17 protein-coding genes are annotated in these 18,974 nt (G+C 66.2%); 10 read left to right on the plus strand and 7 right to left on the minus strand.

What is annotated here, in order from left to right:
- Positions 1-24: 24 nt before the first annotated feature.
- The 4 genes from AC5WJ1_RS20310 to acnB all read right to left on the minus strand — a co-directional run bounded on the left by AC5WJ1_RS20310 (position 25) and on the right by acnB (position 6,042).
- Positions 25-849 (minus strand): class I SAM-dependent methyltransferase, encoded by an 825-nt coding sequence (locus AC5WJ1_RS20310; protein WP_135703563.1) that lies wholly within the window; start codon positions 847-849, stop codon positions 25-27.
- A gap of 210 nt (positions 850-1,059) precedes the next feature.
- The gene (locus AC5WJ1_RS20315) at positions 1,060-2,403 is read right to left on the minus strand and encodes a PQQ-dependent sugar dehydrogenase (protein WP_135703562.1); all 1,344 of its coding nucleotides are present in this window, start codon (positions 2,401-2,403) and stop codon (positions 1,060-1,062) included.
- Positions 2,404-2,536: 133 nt separating this feature from the next.
- Entirely contained in the window at positions 2,537-3,241 is a 705-nt protein-coding gene (locus AC5WJ1_RS20320) for a glutathione S-transferase N-terminal domain-containing protein (RefSeq protein ID WP_135703561.1), read from the minus strand.
- Positions 3,242-3,450: 209 nt separating this feature from the next.
- Positions 3,451-6,042: a bifunctional aconitate hydratase 2/2-methylisocitrate dehydratase gene (acnB, locus tag AC5WJ1_RS20325; protein ID WP_135703560.1), complete on the minus strand. Its 2,592-nt coding sequence runs from the start codon at positions 6,040-6,042 to the stop codon at positions 3,451-3,453.
- Positions 6,043-6,913: 871 nt separating this feature from the next.
- On the opposite strand from acnB, the gene fliL reads away from it, so the two are divergent.
- The 8 genes from fliL (at position 6,914) to nadC (ending at position 12,552) form a co-directional block, all read left to right on the plus strand.
- Complete coding sequence (fliL, locus tag AC5WJ1_RS20330; protein ID WP_135703559.1) at positions 6,914-7,408, plus strand: flagellar basal body-associated protein FliL; 495 nt, start codon at positions 6,914-6,916, stop codon at positions 7,406-7,408.
- A 171-nt stretch (positions 7,409-7,579) separates the two neighbouring features.
- The gene (gene fliM, locus AC5WJ1_RS20335; protein WP_133094778.1) at positions 7,580-8,599 is read left to right on the plus strand and encodes a flagellar motor switch protein FliM; all 1,020 of its coding nucleotides are present in this window, start codon (positions 7,580-7,582) and stop codon (positions 8,597-8,599) included.
- A complete protein-coding gene (fliN, locus tag AC5WJ1_RS20340; protein ID WP_135703558.1) occupies positions 8,592-9,044 on the plus strand; it encodes a flagellar motor switch protein FliN in 453 nt (150 codons plus the stop codon). The genes fliM and fliN overlap by 8 nt, the downstream gene beginning before the upstream one ends.
- A gap of 68 nt (positions 9,045-9,112) precedes the next feature.
- The gene (fliO, locus tag AC5WJ1_RS20345) at positions 9,113-9,556 is read left to right on the plus strand and encodes a flagellar biosynthetic protein FliO (RefSeq protein WP_133094925.1); all 444 of its coding nucleotides are present in this window, start codon (positions 9,113-9,115) and stop codon (positions 9,554-9,556) included.
- Positions 9,553-10,374, plus strand: a complete 822-nt coding sequence (gene fliP, locus AC5WJ1_RS20350; protein WP_276609535.1) for a flagellar type III secretion system pore protein FliP — start codon at positions 9,553-9,555, stop codon at positions 10,372-10,374. The genes fliO and fliP overlap by 4 nt, the downstream gene beginning before the upstream one ends.
- Positions 10,375-10,420: 46 nt before the next feature.
- Complete coding sequence (gene fliQ, locus AC5WJ1_RS20355) at positions 10,421-10,690, plus strand: flagellar biosynthesis protein FliQ (RefSeq protein WP_029047088.1); 270 nt, start codon at positions 10,421-10,423, stop codon at positions 10,688-10,690.
- Positions 10,691-10,723: 33 nt separating this feature from the next.
- Positions 10,724-11,509, plus strand: a complete 786-nt coding sequence (gene fliR, locus AC5WJ1_RS20360) for a flagellar biosynthetic protein FliR (protein ID WP_133094776.1) — start codon at positions 10,724-10,726, stop codon at positions 11,507-11,509.
- Between the two features lie 209 nt (positions 11,510-11,718).
- Complete coding sequence (gene nadC / locus AC5WJ1_RS20365) at positions 11,719-12,552, plus strand: carboxylating nicotinate-nucleotide diphosphorylase (protein WP_135703557.1); 834 nt, start codon at positions 11,719-11,721, stop codon at positions 12,550-12,552.
- Positions 12,553-12,671: 119 nt separating this feature from the next.
- On the opposite strand, the gene AC5WJ1_RS20370 is transcribed toward nadC, so the two are convergent.
- Positions 12,672-13,217 carry a MarR family winged helix-turn-helix transcriptional regulator gene (locus AC5WJ1_RS20370; RefSeq protein ID WP_133094774.1) on the minus strand — a complete coding sequence of 182 codons (546 nt, stop codon included), beginning with the start codon at positions 13,215-13,217 and terminating at the stop codon, positions 12,672-12,674.
- Between the two features lie 350 nt (positions 13,218-13,567).
- Between AC5WJ1_RS20370 and phnN the strand changes: the two genes are divergently transcribed.
- Both phnN and AC5WJ1_RS20380 read left to right on the plus strand, forming a co-directional pair.
- On the plus strand, positions 13,568-15,373 hold the full coding sequence (gene phnN / locus AC5WJ1_RS20375) for a phosphonate metabolism protein/1,5-bisphosphokinase (PRPP-forming) PhnN (protein ID WP_135703556.1): 1,806 nt from the start codon (positions 13,568-13,570) through the stop codon (positions 15,371-15,373).
- A 43-nt stretch (positions 15,374-15,416) separates the two neighbouring features.
- Positions 15,417-16,409: a tripartite tricarboxylate transporter substrate binding protein gene (locus tag AC5WJ1_RS20380; RefSeq protein WP_135703555.1), complete on the plus strand. Its 993-nt coding sequence runs from the start codon at positions 15,417-15,419 to the stop codon at positions 16,407-16,409.
- 82 nt (positions 16,410-16,491) lie between these two features.
- On the opposite strand, the gene AC5WJ1_RS20385 is transcribed toward AC5WJ1_RS20380, so the two are convergent.
- Together AC5WJ1_RS20385 and AC5WJ1_RS20390 are read right to left on the minus strand one after the other, a co-directional pair.
- Positions 16,492-17,721, minus strand: a complete 1,230-nt coding sequence (locus tag AC5WJ1_RS20385; RefSeq protein ID WP_135703554.1) for an RtcB family protein — start codon at positions 17,719-17,721, stop codon at positions 16,492-16,494.
- 82 nt (positions 17,722-17,803) lie between these two features.
- Positions 17,804-18,778: a threo-3-hydroxy-L-aspartate ammonia-lyase gene (locus tag AC5WJ1_RS20390; RefSeq protein WP_494476969.1), complete on the minus strand. Its 975-nt coding sequence runs from the start codon at positions 18,776-18,778 to the stop codon at positions 17,804-17,806.
- Positions 18,779-18,974: the final 196 nt, after the last annotated feature.

An 18,974-nucleotide genomic window follows, 5' to 3' on the forward strand; every position in this document is an offset into this window, starting at 1 on the left:
TGGGTAACGTACAGCGGCGCCGGGTCAGGGCTTCACCGCGGCGGCCAGCACCGCCGGCATCGGCACCTCGAAGCCGCTGCCGCGCATATAGCCGGCCACCGTACCGCGCAGCACGGCCCGGATCTCGTCGCGCGCCCGCGGGGTCTGCGCGCGCAGCGTGGCGGCCGCGCGCACGGTGCCTTGCGCAAGCGCATCGAACAGCTGGTCCGGCGTGGAAAAGCGCCATACCTGGTGCACGTGCCGGCACGACGGGGCAACGAAGCCGGCCTGCTGCAAGGCGCTGCGGCACTCGTTGGGATCGCTGAAGAGAAAGAAATTGGGCCCCGCCGGCAGGTCGACCTCCATCGAGCCATAGGCACGGATGGCGGCATAGACCGCGCCGAAGCCCACCGCGCGTTCGGGGGCATCCCACACCGTGAAGGCTATGCGACCGCCTGGGCGCAGCACGCGGAAGGCTTCGCGCAGCGCGGCATCGGGATCGGACAGGTGGCACATGCCGAAGCCGTTGACCACGACATCGAAGCTGGCGTCGCCGAAGGGCAGCGCCTGCGCGTCGGCCTGCTGGTAGTCGATGTGGGGATACAGCTTGCGCGCCAGCTCCACCTGCGCCAGCGAGAAGTCGATGCCGATGGCCTCGGCGCCGCGCCGTGCCGCCGCCGCGGCGATATGGCCCGAGCCGCTGGCGACATCGAGCACACGCTGCCCGCTGGCGGCGCGCGCGTCGTCCAGCAGCGCCTCGATCGATTGCCGGGTCACGTGCGACAGGTGCTCCTGGTAGCGGCTGACGACTTCGGGGTCCTCCCAGCCAGCCAGCTCAAAGGCGCGAAACGAATCTCCGGTGTGATCCATGCCCCCCTCCCAGGCGTCGGTGTCCAGGCTGCGGTTTGCGCGGGGACGAAGCAGGCACGATTGATGCCCCGCGGCCCCCTCCAAGCGAAGTATAGTCAGCGTGGCGCCGGCGCAATGGCCTGGAAATGGTCAGCAGATGGCCAGGCGATGGCCCCGCTCACACGCAGCGCAGCGTGGCAGCGCCGGGGCAGTCCGGCATGGGCCTGGCCGCTATTTCGCCCCGCTCACACGCCAGATGACATTGCCGACGTCGTCCGCCACCAGCAGCCCGCCGCGCTTGTCGATCGCCACGCCCACGGGCCGGCCGCGCGCATTGCCCTCGCCGTCGACAAAACCGGTCAGCACGTCGAAGGGCGCGCCGTTCGGACGGCCTTTGCTGAACGGCACGAAGATGACCTTGTACCCCGCCAGCGGCCGCCGGTTCCAGGACCCATGCTGGCCCACGAACATGCCCTCGCTGAAGCGCGCCGGCAGGCTGTTGCCGGTGGCGGCCGCGAGCCCCAGCGGCGCGGTATGCGCGCCGACCGCGTAGTCGGGCACGATCGCCCTGGCCACCAGGTCGGGCGCCGGGGGCTTGACGCGCTTGTCGACGTGCTGGCCGAAGTAGCTGTATGGCCAGCCATAGAAGCCGCCGTCGCGCACGGTGGTGATGTAGTCGGGCACCAGGTCGCTGCCGAGCTCGTCGCGCTCGTTGACCGCGGTCCACAGCGCGCCGGTGACCGGCTCCCACGCCATGCCGTTGGGATTGCGCAGGCCGCTGGCAAAAATGCGGTGCGAGCCGTTCCTGGGATCGACCTCCCAGATAGCGGCGCGGCCCGCTTCCTTGTCCATGCCGTTCTCGGCCACGTTGCTGTTAGAGCCCACTGTCACGTAGAGCTTGCGGCCGTCGCGGCTGGCGATGATGTTCTTGGTCCAGTGGTGATTGAGCGGCCCGCCGGGCAGGTCGACCACCTTCTGCGGCGCCGCGGCGATCTCGGTCTGGCCGGGCTGGTACGGGAAGCGCAGCACCGCGTCGGTGGCAGCCACGTAGAAATCGTTGCCGACCAGCACCATGCCGAACGGCGAGTTGATGTTTTTCAGGAATATCGACCGCTGGTCGGCGACACCGTCGCCGTTGCTGTCGCGCAGCAGCGTGATGCGGTTGGCGCTGGGCGTGCCGGCGCCGGCGCGCTTCATCACCTTCTTCATGATCCAGCCCTTGATGCCCTTGCCGTCGTCGGGCTTGGGCGGGGCATTGCTCTCGGCCACCAGCACATCGCCGTTGGGCAGCACGTAGACCCAGCGCGGATGATCGAGCTTGTCGGCGAAGGCGGTCACCGCCATGCCCTCGGCCGCCACCGGGCGCTGCCCTTCGCCCCAGCCGACGGCGGGCGCGATCTTGACGGTGGGGATGGCGGTCTCGTTCGGCGGCGGCAGCTGCGGCGTGGGTCCGAAGCCGGCCTCGGAAGGCAGCTTGGCCGATTCGCCGCACGCGCCCAGCGTCGCGGCGGCGCCCGCCAGCAGCACTGCGCCACACAAGCGGGAAGAAGGCGGGAAGGGCTCGGGCAGCGGCATGGTGCGGACTCCTCGGGCGAGGCAGGATGCGCCCGCTACTCGACTATAGGATGCGTGCCGCCGTCCCCTCTGTAGGCCCCTGGGAAGGCCCGGTGTAGGACAACGCCCACGCCGGCCCACCGCATGCCGGCACTCAGCCGCGATGCGGCGTATCCAGCCCCTTCACCACCGCCGGGCGCTGCACGAACGCCTCCAGCACGCGCCGCACGTTGGCAAAATCCTTGAAGCCGACCAGGTCGCCTGCCTCGTAGAAGCCGACCAGGTTGCGCACCCACGGGAAGGTGGCGATGTCTGCAATGGTGTACTCGTCGCCCATGATCCACGCGCGCCCGGCCAGGCGCTGCTCGAGCACGTTGAGCAGGCGCCGGCTTTCCGCCACGTAGCGGTCGCGCGGGCGCTTGTCTTCATAGGCCTTGCCGGCAAACTTGTGGAAGAAGCCGACCTGCCCGAACATCGGGCCGATGCCGCCCATCTGGAACATCAGCCACTGGATGGTCTCGTAGCGCCGTGCCGGATCGGCCGGAATCAGCTTGCCCGACTTGTCGGCCAGGTACAGCAGGATCGCGCCCGATTCGAACAGCGGCAGCGGCTTGCCGCCCGGGCCATTGGGATCGAGAATCGCGGGGATCTTGTTGTTGGGGTTGAGCGACAGGAATTCCGGCGAGAGCTGGTCGTCGGTGTCGAAGCGCACCAGGTGCGGCTCGTACGGCAGGCCCGTCTCTTCCAGCATGATCGATGCCTTGACGCCGTTGGGCGTCGGCAGCGAATAGAGCTGGATGCGCTCGGGATGCTGCGCCGGCCATTTGCGGGTGATGGGGAAGGCGGACAGATCGGACACGTGGGCTCCGGTGGTGGCATGGTGCCAGACGCGCGGCCGGCACCGGATGGCTGAAAGCCCGGATGATAGCCCGGCGCGGCAAACCATGCCGGGAGGCTGGCCAATATGCAAAACCCCGCATCTCTCGCGAGATGCGGGGTTTTGTTTTTGCCGTGTGGGGCGCTGTTGTGCGGCGGCGCCCCGCCGCCCTTACCAGCTCAGTGCGACGCTCAGACCGTCACGCCGTCAGCCACTTCCTTGAAGTCCTCGATCTGGTCGAAGTTCATGTACTTGTAGATCTTGTCGCCATTCTGGTTGATGACGCCAATATCGGCCATGTACTCGTCCTTGGTCGGGATGCGGCCCAGGCGCGAGCAGATCGCTGCCAGTTCGGCGGAACCCAGGTACACGTTGGTGTTCTTGCCCAGGCGGTTCGGGAAGTTGCGGGTCGAGGTCGACATCACCGTCGCGCCTTCGCGCACCTGTGCCTGGTTGCCCATGCACAGCGAGCAGCCCGGCATTTCGGTGCGGGCACCGGCGGTGCCGAACACGCCGTAGTGGCCTTCCTCGGTCAGCTGCTTCTGGTCCATCTTGGTCGGCGGCGCCACCCACAGCTTGACCGGGATGTCGCGCTTGCCTTCGAGCAGCTTGGAAGCCGCGCGGAAGTGGCCGATGTTGGTCATGCACGAACCGATGAAGACTTCGTCGATCTTGGCGCCGGCCACGTCCGACAGGGTCTTGACGTCGTCCGGGTCGTTCGGGCAGGCCACGATCGGCTCGTGCACGTCGGCCAGGTCGATCTCGATCACGGCGGCGTACTCGGCGTCGGCGTCCGGCTCCAGCAGCTTCGGATCGGCCAGCCACGCTTCCATGGCCTTGATACGGCGCTGCAGGCTGCGCGGGTCCTGGTAGCCCTGGGCGATCATCCACTTCAGCAGCGTGATGTTGCTGTTGATGTATTCGATGATCGGGTCCTTGTTCAGGCGCACCGTGCAACCGGCGGCCGAGCGTTCTGCCGAGGCGTCCGACAGTTCAAACGCTTGCTCGACCTTCAGGTCGGGCAGGCCTTCGATTTCCAGGATGCGGCCCGAGAAGATGTTCTTCTTGCCTTGCTTGGCCACGGTCAGCAGGCCTTGCTTGATCGCATACAGCGGGATCGCGTTGACCAGGTCGCGCAGGGTCACGCCCGGCTGCATCTGGCCCTTGAAGCGGACCAGCACCGATTCCGGCATGTCCAGCGGCATCACGCCGGTGGCGGCGGCAAAGGCCACCAGGCCCGAACCGGCCGGGAAGCTGATGCCGATCGGGAAGCGGGTGTGCGAGTCGCCGCCGGTGCCGACGGTATCCGGCAGCAGCATGCGGTTCAGCCACGAGTGGATCACGCCGTCGCCCGGGCGCAGCGAGATGCCGCCGCGGGTGCTGATGAACTCGGGCAGGGTGTGGTGGGTCTTGACGTCGACCGGCTTCGGATAGGCGGCGGTATGGCAGAACGACTGCATCACCAGGTCGGCCGAGAAGCCCAGGCAGGCCAGGTCCTTCAGCTCGTCGCGGGTCATCGGGCCGGTGGTGTCCTGCGAGCCCACCGAGGTCATCTTCGGTTCGCAGTATGTGCCCGGGCGGATGCCCTTGCCTTCGGCCAGGCCGCAGGCACGGCCGACCATCTTCTGCGCCAGCGTGAAGCCCTTGCCGGTATCGGCCGGGTTTTGCGGCAGGCGGAACAGCGTCGACGGGGCCAGGCCCAGCGCTTCACGCGCCTTGGCGGTCAGGCCGCGGCCGACGATCAGGGGGATACGGCCGCCGGCACGGACTTCGTCGAACAGCACGTCCGACTTGACCTTGAACTCGGCGATCACTGCGCCGTCCTTCAGGGCCTTGCCTTCGTACGGGCGCAGTTCGACCACATCGCCCATTTCCATCTTCGACACGTCCAGCTCGATCGGCAGTGCGCCGGCGTCTTCCATGGTGTTGTAGAAGATCGGGGCGATCTTGTTGCCCAGGCACACGCCGCCGAAGCGCTTGTTCGGGATGAACGGGATGTCTTCGCCGGTGAACCACAGCACCGAGTTGGTGGCGGACTTGCGGCTGGAGCCGGTACCGACCACGTCGCCCACGTAGGCAACCAGGTGGCCCTTTTCCTTCAGCGATTCGATGAACTTGACCGGGCCGCGCTTGCCGTCTTCTTCCGGCTGGAACGCCGCGCCTTCGCGCTTGTTCTTCAGCATGGCCAGCGCGTGCATCGGGATGTCCGGGCGGGTGGTGGCGTCCGGGGCCGGCGACAGGTCGTCGGTGTTCGTTTCGCCCGGCACCTTGAACACGGTGATGGTCAGGCTTTGCGGGACTTCCGGACGGCTGGTGAACCATTCGGCGTCGGCCCAGCTTTGCAGCACTACCTTGGCGTTGGCGTTGCCCTTGTCGGCCTTCTCCTTCACGTCGTGGAAGGCGTCGAACATCAGCAGGGTCTTCTTCAGCGCGTCGGCAGCCACGGTACCGACTTCAGCGTCGTCCAGCAGCTCGATCAGCGGCGAGATGTTGTAGCCGCCCAGCATGGTGCCGAGCAGCTCGGTAGCCTTGGCGCGGGAGATCAGCGCGCACTTTTCCTTGCCCAGGGCAACGGCGGCCAGGTACGAGGCCTTGACCTTGGCGGCGTCGTCCACGCCGGCGGGAACGCGGTTGCTGATCAGGTCGACCAGGTTCTGCTCTTCGCCTGCGGGCGGGTTCTTCAGCAGTTCGATCAGCTCGGCCGTCTGCTTGGCGGTCAGGGGCAGAGGAGGGATACCAAGCGCGGCGCGCTCGGCCACATGTGCGCGATAGTTTTCAAGCATGGGAACCTGCTGAGTAATTAGGTTTTGAAAAACTTCCTTTGACGTTCGCGATTGTAGTCGGTGTGGGGGCTTCGGTCAAATGTCTTATATCTTATATAAGAGTTGGGTTTTGAAAATCCTTATTAATCAATGGGGTTCTGGATAGAAGAGTTGGTGGGTTGCAGGGGGACTACTTGAGTAGGGGAGTCGGGAATGGTGGCTTTGTCTTGGATATGTGGCTTTGGCATGGCATTTGATGGGTTCGTGCGCCTTCGGCTTGGTATCTAGTGGTGATGGATGCGCCCTGTTCCGCCCTCCCGGGCAGGTCACTTTTTGGCCGAGCGCCAAAAAGCCACCAAAAAACGCGTTTACGGCCGTGCGGGCGGCCACTCTTATCGTAGTGTGCCCGGGCTTTCGTACGGGGCTTTGCTTCGTTGCAGGGCCTCGCAGGGGTCGGCTTGAGCGAATTGGTTGGGCTTCACTCCGTGGCGGCTCCGGCCCTCTCCCCCGCCCGCAAGCGGGAGAGGGGAGAAAACGGTGGCCGCCCGCAGGGCCGTTACGCGCTTTTGGTTACTTTTGCCGCTCGGGCAAAAGTGACTCGCCCCTTTAGGGGCGAAACCGGGGCATATCAAATCCCGCCAGATGCCAGCCGCCAGGCAAAACAAAAACACAAAAACAACCACATCCCACCCCCACCACCCCCAAACTCAAGTTCCCGCCCCACCACTCGTTAACCCCCCTGCAGGCGCGCACCACAAAGCGCCCGCTAGCGTAGCCATGCCTGCTCCCTTTCCGCTCAAACGGCCAAGCTGAAAGGGTTTCCCCCTTTTTTTCGGCCCTTTGCTGGCCTGCGATTCCGGAAGAATGGCAGGCATTCCGACACAGGCTTCTCATGGCGAACACGGCTTCCCCTTCCCAGACTGGCAGCAACACAGGCAAGCGCGGCCGGCTGCTGCTGATCGGCGGCGGCGTGCTTGTCGTGGCACTGGGTGCCGGAGGCTTTGTGCTGGGCAGCGTGCTGAGCAACCGCCTGCCGGCGGCGCCCGCCGCGCCCGCCGCCCCGGTCATTCCGCCACCGATCTTCGTGCCGCTGGATGCGTTCACCGTCAACCTGAAGAGCGAGGACGGCGACCGCTTCCTGCATACCGGCCTGTCGCTGAAGGTGGCGGATGCCGAGACGCAGGCGCGCCTGGCGCAGTACCTGCCCGAGGCACGCAGCCGCATCCTGCTGCTGTTGTCGGCACGCCAGCCCGCGGATCTGGCCACGGTCGAAGGCAAGCGCAAGCTGGCCGACGACATCCGCACCACCATCGCCCAGCCCTTCGCCACCGGCCTGCCGGCCCAGCGCGTGCTGGATGTGTTGTTCACCTCTTTCGTGGTGCAGTAAGCGCCCGCTTGCGCCCTGCCCCGCCCGCAAACCGATATGAAACCGTCCGCCGCCACAAAGGCCCGCCCTGCACACGCATGCCGCCGGGCACGGTGATGCGCGCCTGGCCATGCCGCAACGGTTTCATCCATAACGACGCCGCATAAAGCCGCACAAGGGGCAGGACACCAGATGGCCTACGACAAGTTCCTCTCGCAAGACGAGGTCGACGAGCTGCTCAAGGGCGTATCCGGCGAGGCCGATACGCCCAAGGCCAGCGAGCCGGCGCTGGACGACAGCGGGGTGCGCCCGTACAACCTGGCGACGCAGGAACGCATCATCCGCGGCCGCCTGCATACGCTGGAAATCATCAACGAGCGCTTTGCGCGTTCGCTGCGCTCGGCACTGTTCAATTTCATCCGCCGCGGCGCGGATATTTCGGTCGGCAGCATCAGGATCGAGAAGTTCGGCGATTTCGCCCGCAACCTGCCGATGCCGACCAACCTGAACCTGGTCCACCTGAAGCCGCTGCGCGGCACGGCGCTGTTCGTCTACGACCCGAACCTGGTGTTCCTGGTGGTGGACAACCTGTTCGGCGGCGACGGCCGCTTCCACACCCGCGTGGAAGGGCGCGACTTCACCCAGACCGAGCAGCGCATCATCCAGCGCATGCTGGAGCTGACGCTGGCCAGCTACGGCAGCGCCTGGCGCACCGTGCATCCGATCGAGACCGAGTACATCCGCTCGGAGATGCACACCAAGTTTGCCAATGTCGCCACGCAGAACGAAGCCGTGGTGACCACCGCCTTCCATATCGAACTGGGCGCAGTCGGCGGGCAGCTCCACGTGTGCCTGCCGTACGCGATGATCGAGCCGCTCAAGGACCTGCTGATGAATCCGCTGCAGGACGAGAAGGAAGTCGACAAGGGCTGGGTCAACCAGCTGTCAAGGCAGCTGCGCGCGGCCGAAGTGGAACTGGTCGCCGAGTTCGCGCACCTGCAAAGCACGGTGGCCGAAGTGCTGGCGCTGCGCGCCGGCGACGTGCTGCCGATCGAGCTGCCGGAGAAGATCTTCGGCAAGGTGGACGGCGTGCCCGTGATGCAGTGCGGCTTCGGCACCATGAACGGCCAATACGCGCTGCGGGTAGAACGAATGATCAATCACCAGGACGGCCAATCCCACCTGGACACCGAGGACACCGATTATGAGTGACGGCTTCGAGGACAAGCCGGTCGATCCGATGGACGACTGGGCCAGCGCGCTGGCGGAGCAGACCAGCGCCACAGCCGCCGGGGTGCCCGCCGCGGCCCCTTCGGCGGCCTCCGCGCCCGCGGCCACCCCGGCCGCCGCCACTGTCTTCCAGCCGCTGGCGAAGGAAACGACCAGCGGCTTCCACAACGATATCGAGATGATCCTCGATATCCCGGTGCAGCTGACGGTGGAACTGGGCCGCACCAAGGTGCCCATCAAGAACCTGTTGCAGCTGGCACAGGGCTCGGTGGTCGAACTGGACGGGCTGGCCGGCGAGCCGATGGACGTGCTGGTCAACGGCTACCTGATCGCGCAGGGCGAGGTGGTGGTGGTGAACGACAAGTTCGGCATCCGCCTGACGGACATCATCACGCCGTCCGAACGCATCCGCAAGCTGAACAAATGACCATCCGGAAGTACCCCGCGCCCGGTGCTGGCCGCCTCCGGGCCGTCGGCGCCAGTCTCGCCACGCTGATGCTGGCGCTGACCCCGGCGCTGGCACTGGCCGCCGACGACAAGCCGGCACCGGCCATCAGCGGCGCGGGCAGCCTGGCCCAGGCCGGGCTGGGGCTGTTTGCCGTGATCGCGCTGATCCTTGGCATGGCATGGCTGGCCCGGCGTGCCGGACTGGTGCGCCATGCCACCGGCGGGGTGATGAAGGTGGTCGGCAGCACCATGCTGGGCGCGCGCCAGCGGCTGGTGCTGGTGGAAGTCGGCGATACCTGGCTGGTGCTGGGCGTCAGCCCCGGCGAAATCCGCCCGCTGCACAGCATGCCGGCGCACACCGCTGGCGGTTCCTCCTCTGCCTCCGCCAACCCGCTGACCCCGGCACACGCCACCGGCATGCCGCAACCGCCGACCGGCGGCACCTTCGCCGAGAAGCTGCTGCGTTCGCTGCAATCCCAGTTCAAGTCATGAGTTCCCTGCGTGCCGAATGGCGGCGCCGCTTCCGGCCCGCGAGCCTCGCCGTGGCCGCGCGCTACCGCCCGTTGTCGATTGCCCTGGTCCTGGCGCTTGCCGCCGCCGTACTGGCATTGGCCCCAGCGCCTGCCTGGGCGCAGCAGCTGCCCGGCGTGGTCAGCAAGCCCGCCCCGGGCGGCGGCCAGATCTGGTCGCTGCCGATCCAGACGCTGGTGCTGCTGACCTCGCTGTCGTTCCTGCCGGCGGCGATGCTGATGATGACCGGCTTCACCCGCATCATCATCGTGCTGGGCCTGCTGCGCAACGCGCTGGGCACGGCCACCTCGCCGCCCAACCAGGTGCTGGTGGGGCTGTCGCTGTTCCTGACCTTTTTCGTGATGGCGCCGGTGCTGGACCGCGTCTACAACGACGCCTACAAGCCGCTATCGGAAAACAAGATCAGCCTGGAAACCGCCGCCGCCAGGGCCGCCGAGCCGCTCAAGGCCTTCATGCTGCGCCAGACCCGCGAAAAGGACCTGGCGATGTTCGCGCAGATGGCCAAGGCGCCGGAGATGCAGGGCCCGGAAGAAGTGCCGCTGAGCATCCTGGTGCCCGCCTTCGTCACCAGCGAGCTGAAGACCGCGTTCCAGATCGGCTTCACCATCTTTATCCCGTTCCTGATCATCGACCTGGTGGTTGCCAGCGTGCTGATGGCGATGGGCATGATGATGGTGCCGCCGGCAACCATCTCGCTGCCGTTCAAGCTGATGCTGTTCGTGCTGGTGGACGGCTGGCAGCTGCTGCTGGGATCGCTGGCGCAGAGCTTCATGAACTGAGGCCAGTTGCCTCGCCCTTCGCATTCCTATCCGCAGGATCCGAGCCATGACCCCGGAAACCGTAATGACCATCGCCACCCAGGCGATGAAGATGACCCTGCTGCTAGCCGCGCCGCTGCTGCTGGTGGCGCTCGCGGCCGGCCTGGTGGTGAGCCTGTTCCAGGCCGCAACGCAGATCAACGAGATGACGCTGACCTTCATCCCCAAGCTGATCGCGCTGTTTGCCACCATGGTGCTGGCCGGCCCGTGGATGATCAACACCATGGTCGACTATATGCGCGAGGTGTTCCAGAGCATTCCCGCGCTGGCGCACTGACGCGCGCTCACTCCCGCCTTCCGCCAGACTGCCGTGGTCGAGTTCACTTCAGCCCAGCTCTATGGCTGGCTCGCGGCATTCCTGTGGCCCTTCTTCCGCATCCTGGCGCTGATCGGCACCGCGCCGCTGTTCGGTGAGTCGACCATCCCGCGGCGCGCCAAGATCGCGCTGTCGGCGATGATCGCGATGGTGGTGTCGCCTACCATCGCCCAGCTGCCGGCGGCGCCGGTGTACTCCTTCGAGGGCCTGCTGATCATCCTCAACGAGGTCGGCATCGGCCTGGCCACCGGCTTTGTCATGCGGCTGGTGTTCGCCACCGTGCAGCAGGCCGGCGAAATCATCGGCCTGCAGATGGGCCTGTCGTTCGCCTCCTTCTTCGACCGCGCCGCCGGCGGCCAGACCATGGTGCTGTCGCGCTTTCTCAACATCATCGCGGTGCTGCTGTTCCTCGCGCTGGACGGCCACCTGATGATGCTGGGCGCGCTGGTCGACAGCTTCAATGGGCTGCCGATCGGGGGGACGCCGCTGTCAGCGGGCGGCGCCATGGCCGTGGCGCGCGCCGGCGGCATGGTGTTCGCTTCGGGGCTGCTGCTGGCGCTGCCGATGATCGCCGCGCTGCTGACGCTGAACCTGGCCATGGGCATCCTGAACCGTGCCTCGCCGCAGCTGTCGATCTTCGCGGTGGGCTTCCCGGTGACGCTGTCGGGCGGGTTCCTGGTGCTGATGCTGGTGATGCCGCAGATGGGCACCTTCATGCAGCACCTGATCGAGGCCGGGTTGGAATCGATCGGAACGGTGCTGGGGCAGTTCGGGCGCTAGCGCCACGGCGGCACCGCGCCTTCTTTGCGGCTGCAATTCCACTCTTTTCGGCAACAAGGTAACGCGGCGCCACGCCGATCTTCAACGCGTGCGCGCATTAATCTTAGACCTCGAATATGTCTTGACACGAGGCGGCAAGGCGCTAAGATTGCGCCATGTACTTCGATCTCTAAGATTATTGACCGCAACCCCTACCCAGGAGCCCTTACATGTACGACCTCTTTGCCACCGACAAGCTGATCGACCTCTGGCTGACCGAAGACATCGGCATCTGCGACTTGACCGTCCAGACCATGATCGAGCCCGGCGAGACCGGCACCTTCTGCATGAACGCCCGCGAGCCGATGATCATCGCCGGCATCGACGTGGCGGCACGTATCTTCGCCCGCTACGATCCCACGCTGTCTGTCGACGTGCGCGTCGCCGACGGCGACAAGGTCGCCAAAGGGGCGGTGCTGCTGAACGTGAGCGGCAATGCGCGCAGCGTGCTGACGGCCGAGCGCACCGCGCTGAACATCATGCAGCGGCTGTGCGGCATCGCCAACCTCACGGCCACCTATGCCCAGGCCATTGCGCATACCAGGGCGCGCCTGATCGACAGCCGCAAGACCACGCCAGGCCTGCGGGCGCTGGAAAAGCATGCGGTGACCTGCGGCGGCGGCCTGAACCACCGACTGAGCCTGGACAATGGCGTGATGATCAAGGACAACCACATCTCCGTGTGCGGCAGCATCGCCGCCGCCGTGGAACGCGTGCGCCGCAAGCTGCCGGTGCTGACCAAACTGGAAGTGGAATGCGACCGGCTAGAGCAGGTGCACGAGGCCCTGGCCGCCGGTGTCGACGTGATCATGCTGGACAACATGTCGGTGCCCGACATGAAAGAGGCCGTTCAGGTCGTCAATGGCCGGACCAAGGTCGAGGCCTCGGGCGGCATTCGCCTGGAAACGATCCGGGCCGTGGCGGAAACCGGCGTGGACTACATCTCGACGAGCAAGATCACGCAGTCGGCACCGGCCGTGGATATTGGACTGGACGACGCCTGACGCATCGCGCCTGTCGGGGCCCAGGCGCTCCGGCATCGGTTTCACGCCTTCTACCCAAGGCATTCCCCCTCGCCGGCATGGCCGACGGGGGCTTTTTCATTGGCGCCAGCCGACTACCGCTACAGGTCCGACAACAGCCGCCCCACCTCCTGCGTGGACGGCACCCGCCGGCCGTTCTCTGCCGACGCGATTTCGTCGGCGACCAAGCGCTTGGCGATGGTAATCAGTACGCGGCGCGTAGTCAGCACATCCTCTTCGCTCACGCCTTCCACGCTGAGTTCGTTGACCTCGGTGGCCAGCGGTTCGAGCTTGCGGCGCAACGCGCGCCCGGTCTTGCTCAGGAACACGTGCACCTTCTTCTTGTTGCCGGGAAGGTGCGTGCGTTCCACATAGCCCAGCGCTTCCAGCGCCTTCACCGCCGCAAAGGTGGTCGGCTCGGTCACGCCGGCCCGTTCGCTCAGCTCCCGCTGCGACAGACCATCATGGCGCCACAGGATACGCAGAATGGTCCAGTGGCCGTACGAAACCGAATGTTCCGCCAGGCGCAGTTGCAGCGCCCGGATATAGGCGCGCGCAGCGTCCTTTACCAGGTGGGCAAGCCGTTCTTCATCGGCTTCATCCGGCGGCGTGATTTTGACCGGAGCATCCGGCTTCCTTGTGGCCATAGTTGTGACGGGAAATGAGATGTATGCATGCGGCACCATGATGCGGTGCAAGCGACAGCGCACATGATAGCGCCTCGCGAGCTCGCGCGTCCGGCACCGCGCCCCTGGCCTCCGGTCCTCTTTATGTAGTATTCACTCCATTAGTGCACCATGCGCGCAACCGATGCATGAGGCACCGGCAGCGCGCATGCGGTGACCCGTGTTTTCCCCTACGACCATGCGAATCCCGCGTACACACTGGATTTGCGGGGGATGGTCCATTGCTTGCATTACCTTAGACATCGAACTTATCTTGACACCCGTCTAGCCGGTGCTAGCATAGCCGTACAACTTCGACATCTAAGATAATCATGAAGGCAACCGGCACATTCTTTCTCGTTGTAGGGCCCAGTGGCGCTGGCAAGGATTCCTTGATCGACGGTGCGCGTGCCTCGCTCGATGACGACTATGTCTTCGCACGGCGCGTCATCACGCGCCCGGGCGGGTCTGCCGGCGAGGATCACGAGGGCGTTTCGGAAGCCGAGTTCGCACGGCGCCAGCGAAAGGGCGAGTTCCTGGCCACCTGGGACGCACACGACCTTCGCTATGGATTGCCCATGTCGCTGGTGCGCGAGCTGGAACGCGGGCGCAACGTCGTAGCCAATGGCTCGCGCGGCGTCGTCGCCGACCTTGCCGCCCGCTTGCCGCGCTTCGTGGTCATCCTGGTGACGGCACCGCAGGAGGTGCTGGCACAGCGCATCAGCGCGCGCGGACGTGAATCGGGCGACCAGGTCGCCAGGCGGGTGGCGCGAGCGGGAGTATCGATGCCTCCCGAGGTCGCCTGCATCACGGTGTCAAACGACGGCACGCTGGAAGCGGGCATGGCACGCTTTGTCGAAGCGCTGCGAAACGGCACCAGTACATCCGCCGCCAGGCAGCCGGCCAGCCGCGCCAACCTCATGGCCAAGCTGCGCGGCGAGCCGCTCGACGAAGCTGCCTATGTTGCCGTGCTGCAAGACGCCATCGCCGGGCGGTACACCGAGGCAGAGCTGACCGACTTCCTCATTGCCGCAACCCTCACGCTGACCGATGACGAAGTGGTGGCGCTGGCACGCGCTCGGACGGCCTTCACACCCCGCATCGACTGGGACGAGCCTCTTGTCGTCGACAAGCACTCAATGGGCGGCGTTCCCGGCAGTCGCATCACGCTGGTCGTGGTGCCGATTGTCGCGGCCTACGGCCTGGCCATGCCCAAGACGTCATCGCGCGCTATCACATCTGCTGCCGGCACCGCCGATGCCATGGAAACCATCGCGCGGGTCGACCTGACGCACGAGGACGTGCGCCGATGCGTGGCGCAGGCGCGTGCATGCATTGCATGGAACGGACGCCTGAACCATTCCGTGATCGACGACGTGATGAACGCGATCACCCGGCCCCTGCGCCTCGATTCGCGACGCTGGTCGGTGGCGTCGATCCTGTCGAAGAAGTTCACCGCCGGCGCCACCCATGTCATCGTCGACCTGCCCTTCGGGCCGCAGACCAAGCTGGCGACGCGCGCCGACGCCGAGGCGCTTGGCGCACTGTTCGAACACGTCGGCAAGGGACTGGGCCTGCACGTGCGCGCGCTGGTCACGGACGGCAGCCACCCGATAGGCCGTGGCATCGGCCCCGCGCTGGAAGTGCGCGACGTCCGGCTGGTGCTCGACAACGATCCCGCGGCTCCCGCGGACCTGCGTGAAAAGGCCCTGCGCTTTGCCGGCGGAATCATCGCCTTCGATCCGCGCGTGGGCTGCGCCGAACAAGGCATGCGCATTGCGGCTGCGCTGCTGGACGAAGGCAAGGCAAAGGCCGCATTCGACCGGATCGCCGCAGCGCAGGGTATTCGCTCCCGCCCGGTGGCGCCGGGTACGCATACACGGATCGTGGCCGCCACGACGCGGGGCCAGGTGACGGCCATCGACGGCTTGCAGATTTCCGGCGTGGCGCGCGCCGCCGGGGCACCGCGCGCTGCGGGTGCAGGCATCGACCTGCTGTGCACGCTCGGTGCGCAGGTGGCGCCAGGGCAACCTCTCTACCGTATCCACGCCGACTCCGCTGCAGCACTTGAGGCGGCATCGGCACTGGTCGGCGTTGGTGGCGAGTGCCATCAGGCAGTGCGTATAGATTCCGATTGACCAGCGTTTCCCCTTCCTTCAACCTAACCGACGAGACATATTGATGAGACCCCTATCCGTCGTCAACAGCCTGGCATCGCTCCTGTTTGTTGCAGGGAGCCTGGGCACCCTGCCCGGGCGCGCCGAGGCCAATATCGCCAGTACCTTCCCGCAGAAGCCCATCCGCATGGTGGTGACGTTCCCGGCCGGAGGCGGGACCGATTCCCTTGCGCGCGTGATCGGAGCGGACATCAGCAAGTCGCTGGGGCAGCAGGTAGTCGTCGACAACCGGCCCGGCGCCAGCGGCAACATCGGCGCCGAGTACGTCGCCAAGAGCCCTGCCGACGGCTGCACGCTGCTGATCGTCAACAGCAGTTTTGCCATCAACCCGAGCGTCTTCAAGAAGCTACAGTTCAACCCGAAGTCCGATTTCAGCGCCGTCATCACCTTTGCTTCGGTGCCGTCGGTGATCGCCGTGCCATCGCACTCGAAGATCCGCACCTTCAACGACTTGCTGGCGACGGGCAAGAGCGCCTCCCCCCCCAGCTATGCCTCGTGCGGTAACGGCACGCCCCAGCATCTGGCCGGTGAATTGCTGAAGGTCTCGGCAAAGATCGCTATGCTTCACGTGCCGTACAAAGGTTGTGCACCCGCCATCGCCGACGTGCTCGGCAATCAGGCCGATGTCAGTATCAATACGCTGACCAACACCATGCCCTACCTGAAAAGCAACAGGTTGCGCGCGCTGGCCGTCACCTCGAAGGCACGTTCGCCGTTCCTGCCCGACGTGCCAAGCGTGAGCGAGCTTGGCATCCCCGGCTATGACGTCGACCAATGGTTCGGCATCCTGGCTCCGGCGAACACGCCGCCCGAAATCGTGCAGAAGCTGAACACGGAAATCGCCAGGGCCATCTCCAAGCCCGAGGTCAGGTCTTCGCTGGAGCAGCTCGGCTTTGCCACGACCACGAGCACCCCTGCCGAATTCCAGAAGCTGGTGACCTCCGATATCGATCGCTGGCAGAAATTCGCGACGAAGATCAATCTGCTGGTCGACTGACCACCCGGGTGACCGGCCGGGCCACAGCAGCCGGAGCCCTGCCTTTCTCCCTTGCATTGTTGCCGCGCGGGCCTTGTCGCGCCTACCCCTTTACACACACCACCTGCCGCAGCGTATGCACCACCTCGACCAGGTCCGACTGCGCCGCCATCACCGCATCGATGTCCTTGTACGCCATCGGGATCTCGTCGATCACCGCGGCGTCCTTGCGGCATTCCACCCCTTCGGTGGCTTGCTTCTGGTCAGCCACGGTGAAGCGGCGCTTGGCTTCGCTGCGGCTCATGGTGCGGCCCGCGCCGTGGCTGCATGAGCAGAACGATTCCGGATTGCCCTTGCCGCGCACGATGAAAGAGCGCGCGCCCATCGAGCCGGGGATGATGCCCAGCTCGCCCGCGCGCGCACTGACCGCGCCCTTGCGTGTCACCAGCACTTCCTTGCCGAAGTGATGTTCCTTCTGCACATAGTTGTGGTGGCAGTTGACGGCTTCGAGCCGTGCCTGGAACGGCTTGCGCAGCACGCGCTGCGCCGCGGCCAGCACCGCTTCCATCATCAGCTCGCGGTTGCGGCGCGCGAACGCCTGCGCCCACGACACCGCGAAGACATAGTCCTCGTAGTGCTGCGAGCCTTCGACAAGGTAGGCCAGGTCGCGATCCGGCAGGTTGGCCAGGTGGCGCCGCATGTCCTGCTGCGCCAGCGTGATGAAGGTGGTGCCGATGGCGTTGCCCACCCCGCGCGAGCCGGAGTGGAGCATGAACCAGACCGCTTGCGACTCGTCCAGGCAGACCTCGATAAAGTGGTTGCCGGTGCCGAGCGTGCCCAGGTGGTTGCGGTGGTTGGTGCGCGCCAGCTGCGGGTATTTGTCGGTAATGCGGCGGAAATCCGCGGCCATGCCCGCCCACGCCGCGTCGACGTGCGTGGGCACCGAGCCCCAGGCGCCCTGGTCGCGCCGCCCGCCCTGCGCCGTGCGGCCGTGCGGCACGGCGTGCTCGATCGCGCTGCGCAGCGGGCCGAGGTTGTCGGGCAGGTCCGAGGCGGTCAGCGAGGTCTTTACCGCCATCATGCCGCAACCGATATCCACGCCCACCGCGGCCGGGATCACCGCGCCCACGGTCGGGATCACCGAGCCGATGGTCGAGCCCTTGCCGAGGTGCACGTCCGGCATCACCGCCAGGTGGCGGAAGATAAACGGCATCTGCGCGGTATTGACGAGCTGCTGGCGCGCGGAGTCCTCCACGGGGACACCGCGGGTCCACATCTTTGCCGGCTTGCCGGCGCCGGTATCGAGAACGTCATAGTGCTGCCTGGCCGTCATGGTCTGTCCTGCTCTGGCGTTGCGTTGCAGGTTAGACGGCCGGGCGCCGCACGGATTCCGGATAACGCAAGGCAGTCGCGGCTCAGCTCGGCTGCCCCTGCAGGAAGCCGGCAAAGCTGCCCAGGTCGACATTGCCGCCGGAAACGATGATGCCCACATGCTTGCCCCGCACATCGAGCTTGCCATGCAGCACGGCGGCCGCGGCCAGGCAGCCGGTGGGCTCGACCACGATCTTCATGCGGCCAGCGAAGAACTTCATGGTCTCGACCAGCTCGGCGTCCGAAACGGTCACGATATCGGTCACCCGTTCGCGGATCACGGCAAAGGTGTACTGGCCGAGGAAGGGAGTCTGGGCACCGTCGGCGATGGTGCGCGGGGTGTCGATGCGGACGATCTCGCCGCTGCGCAGGCTGCGCTGGCCGTCGTTGCCGGCTTCGGGCTCGACGCCGTAGACCTCGCAGCCGGGCGACATGGCGTGCGCCGCCACGGCACAGCCCGACAGCAGCCCGCCGCCACCCAGGCACACCGCCAGCATGTCCAGCGGGCCGGTTTCCTCCAGCAGTTCCTTGGCCGCGGTACCCTGCCCGGCCATCACGTGCGGATGGTCGTACGGCGGGATCAGCGTCATGCCGCGCTCGGCGGCGATGCGCCGGCCCAGGGCCTCGCGATCCTCGGTGTAGCGGTCGTACAGCACCACCTCGGCGCCATAGCCGCGCGTGGCCTCGATCTTGATCGCCGGTGCGTCCTGCGGCATCACGATCACCGCCTGTACGCCGAGCAGCCGAGCCGACAGCGCGATCGCCTGCGCGTGGTTGCCGGAGGAGAACGCCAGCACCCCGCCGGCCTTCTGCTGCGGCGTGAACTGGGCGATGGCGTTATAGGCGCCGCGGAACTTGAAGGCGCCGATGCGCTGGAAATTCTCGCACTTGAAGAACAGCTGCGCGCCGGTGGCCGCATCGGCGGTCGCGGAAGTCAGCACCGGCGTGCGGTGGGCCGCGGCGCGGATGCGGTCGTGGGCGGCGGCAACGTCTTCGAAGGAGATCGGCAGGTTGGGCATGACGGTGGCGATGGAAGGGAATGGGACAGGCAAGTCTACCCGTCCCGCGCCGCCAATGCATCCGCCGGTTTGCTCTCCTCTCCCGCTTGCGGGAGAGGAGCCGGGGGAGAGGGCATGGCCGTGGCATACCGCTGCGCTGACATCGTTGCTACGCCGGCCCTCTGCCCAACCCTCTCCCAGAGGGAGAGGAAACAAG

The sequence above is a fragment of the Cupriavidus sp. MEYA8 genome (genome assembly GCF_059278825.1).

Bases quoted from the DNA above. Each gene is read 5' to 3' on its own strand.
- AC5WJ1_RS20310 (WP_135703563.1), bottom strand. From the start codon at position 849: ATGGATCACACCGGAGATTCGTTTCGCGCCTTTGAGCTGGCTGGCTGG.
- AC5WJ1_RS20315 (WP_135703562.1), bottom strand. From the start codon at position 2,403: ATGCCGCTGCCCGAGCCCTTCCCGCCTTCTTCCCGCTTGTGTGGCGCA.
- acnB (WP_135703560.1), bottom strand. From the start codon at position 6,042: ATGCTTGAAAACTATCGCGCACATGTGGCCGAGCGCGCCGCGCTTGGT.
- fliL (WP_135703559.1), top strand. From the start codon at position 6,914: ATGGCGAACACGGCTTCCCCTTCCCAGACTGGCAGCAACACAGGCAAG.
- fliM (WP_133094778.1), top strand. From the start codon at position 7,580: ATGGCCTACGACAAGTTCCTCTCGCAAGACGAGGTCGACGAGCTGCTC.
- fliN (WP_135703558.1), top strand. From the start codon at position 8,592: ATGAGTGACGGCTTCGAGGACAAGCCGGTCGATCCGATGGACGACTGG.
- fliO (WP_133094925.1), top strand. From the start codon at position 9,113: ATGCTGGCGCTGACCCCGGCGCTGGCACTGGCCGCCGACGACAAGCCG.
- fliP (WP_276609535.1), top strand. From the start codon at position 9,553: ATGAGTTCCCTGCGTGCCGAATGGCGGCGCCGCTTCCGGCCCGCGAGC.
- fliQ (WP_029047088.1), top strand. From the start codon at position 10,421: ATGACCCCGGAAACCGTAATGACCATCGCCACCCAGGCGATGAAGATG.
- nadC (WP_135703557.1), top strand. From the start codon at position 11,719: ATGTACGACCTCTTTGCCACCGACAAGCTGATCGACCTCTGGCTGACC.
- AC5WJ1_RS20370 (WP_133094774.1), bottom strand. From the start codon at position 13,217: ATGGCCACAAGGAAGCCGGATGCTCCGGTCAAAATCACGCCGCCGGAT.
- phnN (WP_135703556.1), top strand. From the start codon at position 13,568: ATGAAGGCAACCGGCACATTCTTTCTCGTTGTAGGGCCCAGTGGCGCT.
- AC5WJ1_RS20380 (WP_135703555.1), top strand. From the start codon at position 15,417: ATGAGACCCCTATCCGTCGTCAACAGCCTGGCATCGCTCCTGTTTGTT.
- AC5WJ1_RS20385 (WP_135703554.1), bottom strand. From the start codon at position 17,721: ATGACGGCCAGGCAGCACTATGACGTTCTCGATACCGGCGCCGGCAAG.
- AC5WJ1_RS20390 (WP_494476969.1), bottom strand. From the start codon at position 18,778: ATGCCCAACCTGCCGATCTCCTTCGAAGACGTTGCCGCCGCCCACGAC.